The sequence below is a fragment of the Streptomyces sp. JLBT605 genome (assembly GCF_058215555.1).
In genome coordinates this window covers 881,697-895,117 of the sequence record NZ_CM177087.1, presented here as the reverse complement: position 1 = coordinate 895,117, position 13,421 = coordinate 881,697, and the positions used below count along the sequence as shown (strand labels likewise).

Annotated in this window: 11 protein-coding genes; 9 read left to right on the top strand and 2 right to left on the bottom strand. The window is 73.9% G+C overall.

Going from position 1 to position 13,421, the window contains the following annotated elements; genetic code table 11:
* Positions 1-3 precede the first annotated feature (3 nt).
* The 7 genes from pyrF to AC4BDD_RS04140 all read left to right on the top strand — a co-directional run bounded on the left by pyrF (position 4) and on the right by AC4BDD_RS04140 (position 7,571).
* Positions 4-801: an orotidine-5'-phosphate decarboxylase gene (pyrF, locus tag AC4BDD_RS04170; RefSeq protein ID WP_490691652.1), complete on the top strand. Its 798-nt coding sequence runs from the start codon at positions 4-6 to the stop codon at positions 799-801.
* Between the two features lie 204 nt (positions 802-1,005).
* The gene (locus tag AC4BDD_RS04165) at positions 1,006-1,329 is read left to right on the top strand and encodes an integration host factor (protein WP_490689602.1); all 324 of its coding nucleotides are present in this window, start codon (positions 1,006-1,008) and stop codon (positions 1,327-1,329) included.
* Between the two features lie 38 nt (positions 1,330-1,367).
* The gene (gene gmk, locus AC4BDD_RS04160; RefSeq protein WP_490689601.1) at positions 1,368-1,961 is read left to right on the top strand and encodes a guanylate kinase; all 594 of its coding nucleotides are present in this window, start codon (positions 1,368-1,370) and stop codon (positions 1,959-1,961) included.
* 66 nt (positions 1,962-2,027) lie between these two features.
* Complete coding sequence (gene rpoZ / locus AC4BDD_RS04155) at positions 2,028-2,303, top strand: DNA-directed RNA polymerase subunit omega (protein ID WP_490689600.1); 276 nt, start codon at positions 2,028-2,030, stop codon at positions 2,301-2,303.
* Between the two features lie 236 nt (positions 2,304-2,539).
* Complete coding sequence (gene coaBC / locus AC4BDD_RS04150) at positions 2,540-3,763, top strand: bifunctional phosphopantothenoylcysteine decarboxylase/phosphopantothenate--cysteine ligase CoaBC (protein ID WP_490691651.1); 1,224 nt, start codon at positions 2,540-2,542, stop codon at positions 3,761-3,763.
* Between the two features lie 259 nt (positions 3,764-4,022).
* Entirely contained in the window at positions 4,023-5,231 is a 1,209-nt protein-coding gene (metK, locus tag AC4BDD_RS04145; RefSeq protein WP_490689599.1) for a methionine adenosyltransferase, read from the top strand.
* A 186-nt stretch (positions 5,232-5,417) separates the two neighbouring features.
* A complete protein-coding gene (locus AC4BDD_RS04140) occupies positions 5,418-7,571 on the top strand; it encodes a primosomal protein N' (RefSeq protein ID WP_490689598.1) in 2,154 nt (717 codons plus the stop codon).
* Between the two features lie 163 nt (positions 7,572-7,734).
* On the opposite strand, the gene AC4BDD_RS04135 is transcribed toward AC4BDD_RS04140, so the two are convergent.
* Positions 7,735-8,298 carry a hypothetical protein gene (locus AC4BDD_RS04135; RefSeq protein WP_490689597.1) on the bottom strand — a complete coding sequence of 188 codons (564 nt, stop codon included), beginning with the start codon at positions 8,296-8,298 and terminating at the stop codon, positions 7,735-7,737.
* Positions 8,299-8,775: 477 nt separating this feature from the next.
* Between AC4BDD_RS04135 and fmt the strand changes: the two genes are divergently transcribed.
* Positions 8,776-9,708: a methionyl-tRNA formyltransferase gene (fmt, locus tag AC4BDD_RS04130; protein ID WP_490689596.1), complete on the top strand. Its 933-nt coding sequence runs from the start codon at positions 8,776-8,778 to the stop codon at positions 9,706-9,708.
* Between the two features lie 101 nt (positions 9,709-9,809).
* Complete coding sequence (locus AC4BDD_RS04125) at positions 9,810-11,240, top strand: RsmB/NOP family class I SAM-dependent RNA methyltransferase (protein ID WP_490689595.1); 1,431 nt, start codon at positions 9,810-9,812, stop codon at positions 11,238-11,240.
* A 15-nt stretch (positions 11,241-11,255) separates the two neighbouring features.
* Here AC4BDD_RS04125 and AC4BDD_RS04120 read toward each other — a convergent pair whose 3' ends face one another.
* Entirely contained in the window at positions 11,256-13,373 is a 2,118-nt protein-coding gene (locus tag AC4BDD_RS04120) for an MMPL family transporter (RefSeq protein WP_490689594.1), read from the bottom strand.
* Between the last annotated feature and the right edge of the window lie 48 nt (positions 13,374-13,421).

Sequence of the window (13,421 nt, the reverse complement as noted above, 5' to 3'; positions counted from 1 at the left end):
GCCATGGACGAGCGCGGACCGCTGTGCGTCGGCATCGACCCGCACGCCTCGCTGCTGACCGACTGGGGGCTCGACGACGACATCGACGGCCTGGAGCGCTTCACCCGCACCGTGGTCGACGCACTGGCCGAGCGCGTCGCCGTCCTCAAGCCGCAGTCCGCGTTCTTCGAGCGCTTCGGCTCGCGCGGTATCGCGGTGCTGGAGCGCGCCGTGGCCGACGCCCGCGCGGCCGGCGCGCTGGTCCTGATGGACGCCAAGCGCGGCGACATCGGCTCCACCATGGCCGCGTACGCCGCGACCTACCTGGATCCGGCGAGCCCGCTGTTCTCCGACGCCGTCACCGTCAGCCCGTATCTGGGCTTCGGCTCGCTGCGCCCGGCCCTGGAGCTGGCGCGGGAGAACGGCGCCGGTGTCTTCGTCCTCGCCCTGACCTCCAACCCGGAGGGCGCCGAGGTGCAGCACGCGGTGCGAGCCGACGGCGCCACCGTGGCCGCGACCATGCTGGACCACCTGCGGGCGGAGAACGCCGACGCGGCGCCGCTGGGCAGTTTCGGGGCCGTGGTCGGCGCGACCCTGGGCGAGCTGTCCTCCTACGACCTGGCGATCAACGGGCCGCTGCTGGCGCCCGGCATCGGCGCCCAGGGCGCGACGCCCGCCGATCTTCCGGCGGTCTTCGGCGCGGCGGTCCGCGATGTCGTCCCGAGCGTCAGCCGGGGAGTGCTGCGGCACGGCCCGGACGCGGCCGCACTGGTCGCCGCGGCGGAGCGATTCGCCGACGAAGTGCGCGCTGTGGCCGGATAACCCGGTCGCTTTGTACCGAAAAGTCCTGGTCGAGCAAGGCTGACCAGGACTTTTCGTCTGTTCTCGCTGACTGGAGCGGCCGCTGCCGCTAGTCTCCGTGACGAGCGGTCGTGCAAGCGCGTTGCGCGTTGCTCCCCAGGTGAGGGGCGACTAGGTTCCTCACCGGTCCATATCCGACAGTTCGACATCCGAGGTGACGTAGGCGTGGCTCTTCCGCCCCTTACCCCTGAACAGCGCGCAGCCGCGCTCGAAAAGGCCGCCGCGGCTCGCCGGGAGCGCGCCGAGGTCAAGAATCGGCTCAAGCACTCCGGCGCTTCGCTGCACGAGGTCATCAAGCAGGGCCAGGAGAACGAGGTCATCGGCAAGATGAAGGTGAGCGCCCTGCTCGAATCCCTTCCGGGCGTGGGCAAGGTCCGCGCCAAGCAGATCATGGAGCGGCTCGGGATCTCCGAGAGCCGCCGCGTGCGCGGGCTCGGCTCCAACCAGATCGCCTCGCTGGAGCGCGAGTTCGGCGGCGGCGCCGCCTGACGTTCCCAGGCACTCCCGGGAACCTGGATAATCGCTGCATGAGTACTACGGTCTCCCGGGGGACGGCCACCCCCGTCCCCCCGGCCAGACGCCCGCGGCTGACCGTGCTCTCCGGCCCCTCCGGGGTCGGCAAGAGCACGGTCGTCGCGCATCTGCGCAAGGCACACCCCGAGGTATGGCTCTCGGTGTCGGCCACCACCCGCAAGCCGCGACCCGGCGAGCGTGACGGTGTCCAGTACCACTTCGTCGACGACGAGGTCTTCGACAAGCTCATCGCCAACGGCGAGCTGCTGGAGTGGGCCGAGTTCGCGGGCAACCGCTACGGCACCCCGCGGGAGGCGGTGCTCAGCCGCCTGGAGAAGGGCGAGCCGGTGCTGCTGGAGATCGACCTCCAGGGCGCTCGGCAGGTCCGGGAGACGATGCCCGACGCCCAGCTGGTCTTCCTCGCCCCGCCGAGCTGGGAGGAGCTGGTCCGCCGGCTCACCGGCCGCGGTACCGAGTCGCCGGAGGTCATCGAGCGACGGCTGGAAGCGGCCAAGATCGAACTGGCCGCGGAGCCGGAGTTCGATGTGACCTTGGTCAACACCTCGGTCGAGGACGTCGCGCGTGAGCTGCTAGCCTTGCTGTGCTGAGCTGGGATTTACCCCCTGGCTGCAAGAAAACTCCGGAAACGTCCACCCCCTTCGGAAGGCCAGAGAGTGTCCTCTTCCATCACCGCGCCCGAGGGCATCATCAACCCGCCGATCGATGAGCTGCTCGAGGCCACCGACTCGAAGTACAGCCTCGTGATCTACGCCGCCAAGCGCGCGCGCCAGATCAACGCGTACTACTCGCAGCTCGGCGAGGGCCTGCTGGAGTACGTCGGGCCGCTGGTGGACACCCACGTCCACGAGAAGCCGCTCTCCATCGCGCTCCGCGAGATCAACGCGGGTCTGCTGACGTCCGAGGCCATCGAGGCCCCGGCCGGCCAGTAGGGACCACACAGGCGTCAGGTCTCTTCATCCGGGCCCGGCAGGCACTCCTGGCGGCTACCGCTGGGGCATCCCCAGCGTGAGCCGGGGGAGCGCCTGCCGGGCCCGTGGTGTGCGGGCGGGCCGCGGCAGACGGTTTCCCGGCCCCCGCGTCACCGGGCGGATCGCATGACGCAGCATGGAGTCGTCGAGTCGTGCACCCGACGGCATGGGAGAGCGACGGCATGGGAGAGCGAACGATGGACAAGCGACGGGTCGTCCTGGGAGTCAGCGGCGGGATCGCCGCCTACAAGGCGTGCGAGCTGCTGCGCCGGCTGACCGAGTCCGGCCATGACGTGCGGGTGGTCCCGACCGCGTCCGCGCTGCACTTCGTGGGCGAGGCGACCTGGTCCGCGCTCTCCGGCAACCCGGCGTCCACCGAGGTGTGGGAGACCGTCCACGAGGTCCCGCACGTCCGTATCGGCCAGGCCGCCGACCTGGTCGTGGTGGCCCCCGCCACCGCCGACATGCTGGCCAAGGCCGCCCACGGCCTCGCCGACGATCTGCTCACCAACACTCTCCTCACCGCCCGGTGTCCGGTGGTCTTCGCGCCCGCGATGCACACCGAGATGTGGGAGCACCCCGCCACCCAGGAGAACGTGGCGACCCTGCGCCGCCGCGGCGCCGTCGTCATCGAGCCCGCCGTCGGGCGGCTCACCGGCGCGGACACCGGCAAGGGCCGCCTCCCCGACCCCGCCGAGATCTTCGAGGTCTGCCGCCACGTCCTGCGCCGGAGCGGCCTCGCCGGCGGCACCGGGGCCGTCACCCCCGACCTGGCCGGCCGCCATGTCGTGGTCAGCGCGGGCGGCACCCGTGAGCCCCTCGACCCGGTCCGCTACCTCGGCAACCGCTCCTCCGGCAAGCAGGGCTACGCCCTCGCGCGCGCGGCCGTGGCCCGCGGCGCCCGGGTCACGCTGCTGTCGGCCAACACCGAGCTGCCCGATCCGGCCGGCGCCGACGTGGTGCGGGTGGGCACCGCGGTGCAGCTGCGGGAGGCCGCGCTCAAGGCCGCCGCGGACGCCGACGTGGTGGTGATGGCCGCCGCCGTCGCCGACTTCCGCCCCGCCCACTACGCCCAGGGCAAGATCAAGAAGCGGGACGGCCAGGAGCCCGAGCCCGTCGCGCTGGTGCGGAATCCGGACATCCTCGCCGAGCTGTCAGCCGATCGGCCGCACCCCGGCCAGCTCGTCGTGGGCTTCGCCGCCGAGACCGACGACGTCCTCGCCAACGGTCGCGCCAAGCTCGCGCGCAAGGGCTGCGACCTGCTCGTGGTCAACGAGGTGGGGGAGCACAAGACCTTCGGCTCGGAGGAGAACGAAGCGGTGGTGCTGGCCGCCGACGGCAGCGAGACGCCCGTGCCGTACGGCCCCAAGGAAGCCCTCGCGGACACCGTCTGGGATCTGGTCGTCCAGCGGCTCGCCTGAACGTTCCGCCGCCGGGCCCGCGGTCCCCGCCGCGCGCCGACGCGAATAACTGCGTGTGGCATCTTCCTGACGGTCGACCCGAGCTGAATTTCCCCACCGGGGAAGGTATGTTCCCAGTCAGGCCACGCTCGTCCTTCGGGACGGGATGTCCGACCGGCGGAAACGCCGGATAAACTGGCCCAGGAACCGAGCCGGGCGCAGCCCCCGGGGCGGTTCCGCCAATGATCAGCCAGCAGCCGCTGCAACCCCAGGGAGCGATGTGTCCCGCCGCCTGTTCACCTCGGAATCTGTCACCGAGGGCCACCCCGACAAGATCGCTGACCAGATCAGCGACACCATTCTCGACGCCCTCCTGAAGGAGGACCCGACCTCCCGGGTCGCCGTCGAGACGCTGATCACCACCGGCCTGGTGCATGTGGCCGGCGAGGTCACGACCAAGGCATACGCTCCGATCGCCACCCTCGTGCGCAACAAGATCCTCGAGATCGGCTACGACTCGTCGAAGAAGGGCTTCGACGGCGCCTCCTGCGGCGTGTCGGTGTCCATCGGCGCGCAGTCCCCGGACATCGCCCAGGGCGTCGACACCGCCTACGAGAACCGCGTCGAGGGCGACGACGACGAGCTGGACCGCCAGGGCGCCGGTGACCAGGGCCTGATGTTCGGGTACGCCTGCGACGAGACGCCCGAGCTCATGCCGCTCCCGATCAGCCTGGCGCACCGTCTCTCCCGCCGTCTGACCGAGGTCCGGAAGAACGGCACCATCCCCTACCTCCGCCCCGACGGCAAGACCCAGGTCACCATCGAGTACGACGGCGCCAAGGCCGTCCGCCTCGACACCGTCGTGGTCTCCTCGCAGCACGCCTCCGACATCGACCTGGACTCGCTGCTCGCCCCCGACATCCGTGAGTTCGTCGTCGAGCACGTGCTCAAGGAGCTCGTCGAGGACGGCACCAAGCTGGACACCGAGGGCTACCGCCTGCTGGTGAACCCGACCGGCCGCTTCGAGATCGGCGGCCCGATGGGTGACGCCGGCCTCACCGGCCGCAAGATCATCATCGACACCTACGGCGGCATGGCCCGCCACGGTGGCGGCGCCTTCTCCGGCAAGGACCCGTCCAAGGTCGACCGCTCCGCCGCGTACGCGATGCGCTGGGTCGCGAAGAACGTGGTCGCCGCCGGCCTCGCCTCGCGCTGCGAGGTCCAGGTCGCCTACGCCATCGGCAAGGCCGAGCCGGTCGGTCTCTTCGTGGAGACCTTCGGCACCGCCACCGTCGAGGCCGAGAAGATCGAGCAGGCCATCTCCGAGGTCTTCGACCTCCGCCCGGCCGCGATCATCCGCGACCTGGACCTGCTGCGCCCGATCTACGCCCAGACCGCCGCGTACGGCCACTTCGGCCGTGAGCTTCCCGACTTCACCTGGGAGCGCACGGACCGCGTGGAGGCGCTGCGCAAGGCCGTGGGTCTGTAGCCACCGCCGCGTCAACCGCGACAACCGCGTCAGTACGGCCCCGGACCGCCATGGTCCGGGGCCGTACGCGTCATGCCGGGCAGGGCCCGGGCGCCGGTCGCGGCACGGACGAGGGCGCCGCTCACCGGCCGCCTCCAGGCCGCGGCCGGGGCGGGCCTGTCGGTGGCCTCTGGTAGGACTGGAGCTGTGAGCAGCGAGAACGAGCGCGAAGAGGCCGCCGGGGGCGGGACGCCGCCGGCGGGCGAGCAGCTCGCGCTCATCCGGGAGACGGTGCGCAAGGCCAAGGTGCCCAAGGCCAAGCCGCGGACCTGGCGGGGGGCGGCGCTCGCGGACGGACTGCCGGTGGCGCGGGTGCTGGTCGACAAGGGGCCGGTGCATCTGGACAAGCTCTGGGACTACGCGGTGCCGGCCGAGCTGGACGCGCAGGCCCAGCCGGGCGTGCGGGTGCGCGTGCGCTTCGGCGCCGGAACCGGCCAGGTGCGCGCGGGGCGCCGGGAGGGCGGCGGCCTGCTCGACGGGTTCATCATCGAGCGCGTCGCCGAATCGGACTACCGGGGCCCGCTGGCCGCGATCGCGCAGGTGCTCTCCCCGGAGCCGGTGCTGGACCCCTCGCTGCTCGGGCTGTGCCGGGCGGTCGCCGACCGGTACGCGGGATCCCTGGCGGACGTGCTCCAGCTGGCCGTGCCGCCGCGGAACGCCCGCGCCGAGGCCGAGCCCTCGCCCCCGCCACTGCCCCCGCCGCCCCGCCCCGAACCAGGGAGCTGGGCGCGCTATCCGGCCGGGCCGGGATTCCTCGACGCGCTGGCGGGCGGCGGCGCGCCGCGCGCGGTGTGGACCGCCCTGCCCGGGCCGCACTGGCCGGACGAGCTGGCCCGCGCGATCGCGGCCACCCTGGCCTCCGGGCGCGGCGCGCTGGCCGTGCTGCCGGACGGGCGGTCGGCCGCCCGGGTCGACGCGGCGCTCACCGCGCTGCTCGGCAGCGGACGGCACACGCTGCTGGCCGCCGGGTCCGGCCCGCAGGAGCGCTACCGCCGCTGGCTGGCGATCAGCCGCGGCTCGGTGCGGGCCGTGGTCGGCACCCGGGCCGCGATGTTCGCGCCGGTACGGGAGCTCGGGCTGGTCGCGATCTGGGACGACGGGGACTCCAGCCACAGCGACGAGCACGCGCCCCAGCCGCACGCCCGGGACGTCCTGCTGCTCCGCGCGGTGCAGGAGAAGACCGGTTTCCTGGCGGGTGACCTCAGCCGCACCGTCGAGGCCGCGCAACTGCTGGACAACGGCTGGGCGTTGCCGCTGGAGGCCGGCCGCGAGCAGCTGCGGACCGCGGCGCCGCTGATCCGCACCGTCTCGGACAGCGAGCAGGCCCGCGACCCGGCGGCCCGCGCCGCCCGGCTGCCGTCGATCGCCTGGCAGACGGTCCGCGAGGGACTGCGGCGCGGACCGGTGCTGGTCCAGGTGCCGCGGCGTGGCTATGTGCCCCGGCTGGCCTGCGAGCGCTGCCGGGAGCCCGCGCGCTGCGCGCACTGCTCCGGCCCGCTGGAGGCCACCGACGCCGACGCGCTGCACTGCGGTTGGTGCGGCCGGGGGCAGGAAGGCTGGCACTGCGTGGCTTGCGGTGGCACCCGGCTGCGGGCCCGGATCGTGGGCGCCCGGCGCACCGCCGAGGAGCTCGGCCGGGCCTTCCCCGCCGTGCCGGTGCGCACCTCCGGCCGTGATCACGTCCTGGACACCGTGCCCGATCAGCCCGCGCTGGTGGTCAGCACGCCCGGCGCCGAGCCGGTCGCCGAGGGCGGCTACGCGGCCGCGCTGCTGCTCGACGGCTGGGCGCTGCTCGGCCGTCCCGACCTGCGCGCCGGCGAGGAAGCGCTGCGGCGCTGGCTGGACGCGGCGTCGCTGGTGCGCGGGCACGGCGAGGGCGGCACGGTAGTGATCATGGCTGAGCCGACGCTGCGGCCGGTGCAGGCGCTGGTGCGCTGGGACCCGGCCGGGCACGCCGCCCGCGAGCTGGCGGAGCGGGCGCAGTTGGGCTTCCCGCCGGTCTCCCGCATGGCATCGGTCACCGGGCTCCCGGAGGCCGTCGCCGATCTGCTGAACACGGCGGAACTCCCCCCGGACACGGAGGTGCTGGGCCCGGTCCCGGTACCGGACGTACCCGCGGGCCGCCCCCGCAGGGCCGGCGATCCGGCACCGGGGGAGAGCTGGGAGCGGGTGTTGCTCCGGGTCCGGCCCGGTAGCGGAGCCGCGCTGGCCGCCGCGCTCAAGAGCGCCCAGGCGGCCCGGCTGATACGCCGCGAGGGCGCGCCGGTCCGGGTCCGCGTCGACCCGCCGGACATCGGCTGAGGGGGCGTCGGCTGAGACCGCCCGGCCGCCGGCCCTCGCCCTGCCGTCCGCTGCCGCGCCAAGAGGCGGGCGGCGGGCGCTCGTTCAGCTGCGAGGGGCTGTCCGACGGTCCACCGAGGCGCGACCCCCGTCCGGCCACACCCGGACTCGGCCCGAGGGGGTGTCAGCCGTTGCGTGGACCGGGGAGGGCGCCGTGGCGCGCTTCTTCCCGACGGGCCGGCGTGGCCGGCCCCGGCAGCGCGGACGAGACCGAAGAGACCGAGGAGACCGAGCGGGCGGCGGGCACCGAGGGGACGACCGGCACCGCGGGCACCGCGGTGGCCGTACCGGCCCGCGCGGCCGCCGGCTCCGCGCCGCTCTCGGCGCCGCTCTGCGCGGTGGACCGGCGGGCGCCGTAACGGCGGTGCACCGCCTGCTTGGTCACCCCGAGCGCCGAACCCACGGCGTCCCAGGAGAAGCCGAGCGAACGGTCGAAGTCCACCGCCGCGGTCACCAGCGTCTCGACGCTGTCCCGCAGCTCCTGCGCGAGGCGCACGGTGGGCGCCGGAGCCCGCCCGTAGACGACGAAGCCCGTGGACGGGCCGGTGCGGCGCGGGCGGTAGACGTTGCCGAGCTGGGCGGTGAGCGTGCGCAGCGCGTCCACCTGCCGTCGGACCCGCTCGATGTCCCGGACCAGGAGGTGCAGACTGGCCCGTGCCTGGGCGTCATGAGTTGCGTGGTCGGCCATGAACAAGCCTCTCGAACCGGCGTTGCAAGGGACGGAAAAGGATCGGGCCGCTGTAGCGGCCCGAGCAGGTCAATCTCTCTTGACCAACGCCGTATCCAGCTCTTGGTCACGGTCCGGGGCGTGCGCGGGCCCGCGCGTACGCCCCCGCCATCCGGGCGCCGGGCGCCGCGCGCCCTAGGGGGTGCCCGACGGGTCTCCGCGGCGTCGCGACGCTCCCCCGGCTAACGCTGGGAGGTGCCCCCAGGCACCTACGCCCGCGGCGTTGTCGTCGGTCTCCCCCAAGCTCTCGGCTTCGCTCGAGCAGGGAGGTACCCCCACCGCTCCGCATGGACTCTCCCCCAGACTCCGTCCGGGGGACCCCCATCCTCCGCCTGGCGATCGCAGGCACCAGACGCCGCTCCTCTCTCCACGGCGACCCATCGGACACCCCCTAGACTGATGTGTCCTTCCGTTGCGTCGAGAGGTAGTTCGCCACCCATGAGGCTCGTCTTCGCCGGTACCCCCGAGGTCGCCGTACCCGCCCTGGACGCCCTGCTCGCCTCGGACCGGCACGAGGTGGTGGCCGTCGTGACCCGGCCCGACGCGCCGGCCGGGCGCGGACGGCGGCTGGTGGCCAGCCCGGTCGCCGAGCGCGCGGCGGAGGCCGGGATCGAGGTCCTCAAGCCGGCCAAGCCGCGTGATCCGGACTTCCTGGCCCGGCTGCGCGAGATCGCCCCGGACTGCTGCCCGGTCGTCGCCTACGGGGCGCTGCTGCCCAAGGCCGCGCTGGAGATCCCCGCCCGCGGATGGGTGAACCTGCACTTCTCGCTGCTGCCCGCATGGCGCGGCGCGGCCCCCGTGCAGCACGCGGTGCTCGCCGGTGACGAGGTGACCGGGGCGTCCACCTTCCTCATCGAGGAGGGCCTGGACTCGGGCCCGGTCTACGGCGTGCTGACCGAGGAGATCCGGCCGACCGACACCAGCGGCGACCTGCTGACCCGGCTGGCGTTCGCCGGTGCGGGGCTGCTGGCGGCGACGATGGACGGCATCGAGGACGGCTCGCTGAAGGCCGTGCCGCAGCCCGCGGAAGGCGTCTCCCTGGCGCCGAAGATCAGCGTCGAGGACGCGCGGATCGACTGGGCGGCGCCGGCGCTGCGCGTCGACCGGGTGGTGCGCGGCTGCGCGCCCGCGCCGGGGGCGTGGACCGCCTTCCGCGGCGAGCGGCTGAAGGTGATGTCGGTGCGGCTGCTGCCGGACCGCGGCGAGCTGTCGCCCGGAGAGCTCGCCACCACCAAGAACGCCGTCTTCGTGGGCACCGGCAGCCACGCCGTCGAGCTGCTGTGGGTGCAGCCGCAGGGCAAGAAGCCGATGGCGGCGGCCGATTGGGCGCGCGGGGTGCGGATCGCCGCCGCGGAGCGCCTGGGCGACTGACCGGGCCCCGGCCCTCCCCCGGACCGAGTCCGGGGGAGGGGAGGCAACCGCTGCGACGTACGCTGGCCGTACACGTCACCATCGATCCGGAGCACCTTTTCGTGAGCCAGCCGCCTCGCCGCCCCCAGAAGTCCTACCGCAGGCCCAAGAAGGACCCCGTACGCATCCTCGCCTTCGAGGCCCTGCGGGCGGTCGACGAGCGGGACGCGTACGCCAACCTGGTGCTGCCCCCGCTGCTGCGGCAGGCGCGCGAGCGAGGCGACTTCGACGGGCGGGACGCGGCGCTCGCCACCGAGCTGGTCTACGGCACGCTGCGCCGCCAGGGCACCTATGACGCGATCATCGCGGCCTGTGTGGACCGGCCGCTGCGCGAGGTCGATCCGCCGGTGCTCGATGTGCTCAGCCTGGGCGCGCACCAGTTGCTGGGTACCCGGATCCCGACCCACGCCGCGGTGAGCGCGAGCGTGGAGCTGGCCCGGGTGGTGCTGGGCGACGGGCGCGCGAAGTTCGTCAACGCGGTGCTGCGGAAGATCGCCGCCGAGGATCTGGACGGCTGGCTGGCGCGGGTCGCCCCGGACTACGACGAGGACCCCGAGGACCACCTGGGCGTGGTCCACTCGCATCCGCGCTGGGTTGTCTCCGCGCTGTGGGACGCCCTCGGCGGCGGGCGGGCCGGGATCGAGGACCTGCTGGAGGCCGACAACGAGCGGCCCGAGGTGACGCTGGTGGCCCGGCCCGGCCGGGCGACCGCCGAGGAACTGCTTGACACGCTGGGCCCGGATCGAGGTGTTCCCGGTCGCTGGTCGCCGTACGCGGTGCGGCTGGCCGAGGGCGGCGAGCCCGGCGCGCTGGACCCGGTGCGTGAGGGACGCGTGGGGGTGCAGGACGAGGGCAGCCAGCTGGTCGCCATCGCCCTGGCGAACGCGCCGCTGGACGGGCCGGACGCCCGCTGGCTCGACGGCTGCGCCGGGCCGGGCGGCAAGGCCGCCCTGCTGGCCGCACTGGCCGCGCAGCGCGGAGCGGTGCTGGTCGCCTCGGAGAAGCAGCCGCACCGGGCCCGGCTGGTGGCCCGCGCGCTGGACGGCAACCCCGGCCCGTACCAGGTGATCGCGGCGGACGGGACGCGGCCCGCCTGGCTGCCGGGCACCTTCGACCGGGTCCTGGTCGACGTGCCGTGCAGCGGCCTGGGCGCGCTGCGGCGGCGGCCCGAGGCCCGCTGGCGGCGGCGGCCGGAGGATCTGGACGGCTTCGCCCCGCTCCAGCGTGGGCTGCTGCGGCAGGCACTGGATTCGGTGCGGGTCGGGGGAGTGGTGGGTTACGCGACCTGCTCGCCGCATCTGGCGGAGACCCGCGTGGTGGTCGAGGACGTGCTCAAGGGGCGCGGTGGGGCGCCGGTGGCGGCCGAGTGGATCGACGCGCGGCCGCTGATGCCGGGCGTGCCCGCGCTCGGGGACGGCCCGGACGTCCAGCTGTGGCCGCACCTGCACGGCACCGACGCGATGTATCTGGCGTTGCTGCGGCGTACGGGCTGACCGGACATCCTCTGGTCAGCCGCCCGGTTTCCCGGCGTGCTCCCGGGCCAGGGCGTGCGGCCACCACATCCGGGGGCCGATGTCCAGGAACAGCGCGGTGACCAGCACCGAACGCACGATGAAGGTGTCCAGCAGCACGCCCACCGCGACCGCGAAGCCGATCTCGGCGAATCCGGTGATGGGCAGGGTGGCCAGCGCGGCGAAGGTGCCGGCCAGGACGAGCCCGGCCGAGGTGATGACCGCGCCGGTCGCGGCGAGTGCGGTGAGGGTGCCCGGCCGGGTGCCCTGGCCGCGGGTCTCCTCCCGGATCCGGGTGGTCAGGAAGATGTTGTAGTCGATACCCAGGGCGACCAGGAAGACGAAGGCGAACAGCGGGAAGGCGGTGTCCTCGCCGGCGAAGTCGAAGGCGTAGCGGAACGCCAGGGCGCTGATGCCGAGCGCCGCCGCGTAGGAGAGCACCACGGTGGCGATCAGCAGCAGCGGGGCGATCAGGGCGCGCAGCAGCACGGCGAGGACGGCCAGGACCACCAGCAGCACCAGCGGGATGATCACCACGTTGTCGCGCGCGGAGGCGTCGTCGGCGTCCAGCTGGGCGGCGGTGCCGCCGCCCACCTTGGCCTCGGCACCCGGGACGGCGTGCGCCGCCTCCCGTACCCGTTCGACGGTGTCCTTGGCCGCGGAGCTGTCCGCCGGATCGGTCGCGGTCGCCTCGAACAGGGCCCGGCCGTCGTGCTCGGTGGCGACCCCGGGCGGACGGCCGACCGATCGCGGCTCGACGCCGTCGGTGCCGGCCACCGCGCGCTGCACCGCCCCCACCCGGTCCGCCCGGGCCACGATGACCAGCGGATCGCCGCTGCCCGCGGGGAAGTACCTGGCCGACACCTGCTGGCCGGTGATGGAGTCCTGGGTCTCGGTGAACGCGTCGGCGTTGCTGATGCCCGACGCCCGCAGCGCGAGGATGCCGCACGACAGACCGGCCAGCACCACCGCCGTCACCAGCCACACCGTGCGCGGGCGGTGTTCGATGCGGGACCCGATCCGGGCCCACATGCCGTGCTCGGTCGGTTCCGGCGACCCCTCGTGCGGCACCGCCGGCCAGAAGATCCACCGCCCGAAGATCACCAGCAGGGCGGGGAAGAGGGTCAGCATCGCCAGCAGTGCGACGGCCACGCCGATCGCGCAGACCGGGCCCAGGCCGCGGGTGGAGTTCATCTCCGCCACGAGCAGCACCAGCATGCTGATACCGACCGTCGAGCCGCTGGCCAGCACCGCGGGGCCCGCCCGGTGCAGGCCCAGGGCCATCGCCTCGTGCCGGTCGTGGTGGCGGCGCAGCTCCTCGCGGTAGCGGGCGACCAGCAGCAGCGCGTAGTCCGTGCCGGCGCCGAATACCAGTACGGTCAGGATGCCGGCGCTCTGCCCGTTGACCGTCAGCCCGGCGTGCTCGGCGAGCAGATAGATGATCGCCTGGGCGGTCAGCAGCGCTCCGACGACCGAGATCACCGGTATCAGCAGCAGCGACGGGCTGCGATAGGTGATCAACAGGGCCACGACCACCACTCCCAGCGCGGCGACCAGCAGGGTGGAGTCGATGCCCTCGAACGCCTTGGCGGTGTCGGCGGCGGTGCCGCCCGGGCCGGTGATGTGCACCTCCAGCCCGTCCCCGCTGCGGCCGGTGACCTCCCGGATGGAGTCGACGGCCGGCGAGATGCGCTCCCACCCCTCCTCGTCCATGGTGATCGGGACGAACATCTGGACGGCCCGCGGGGCCCGCTCCCGGTCGGGCACCGGACCGCGGGTCTCCCAGCCCCGGATCCCGTGGTCCCGCAGCTGCCGCACCTCGACCGCGGCCCGGGTGATGCGGTACTGGTCCGACGCGGTCAGCCCGCTGTCCCGCGCGTAGATCACCACGGCGTGGATGACCTCCGGACGGAAGTCCTCGGAGGCGTTCAGCACCTGGGTGGACTCGGCGCTGCCGGGCAGCCAGGAGCTGGCGTCGTTGTCCTCGGCGTCGCTGAGCTTCTGGGCCAGGGGCGCCAGGGCGACGATCGCGATCAGCCACAGCGCCACCGTCAGCCATTTGGTGCGCCGGCCGCAGACCAGCCAGCCCACTCCGCGTTGCCGTCCGTCCGCCATGACCATCCCTCGAGCCGGTGGACGCCGGCCCGAGAGGGCCGTGCCAAG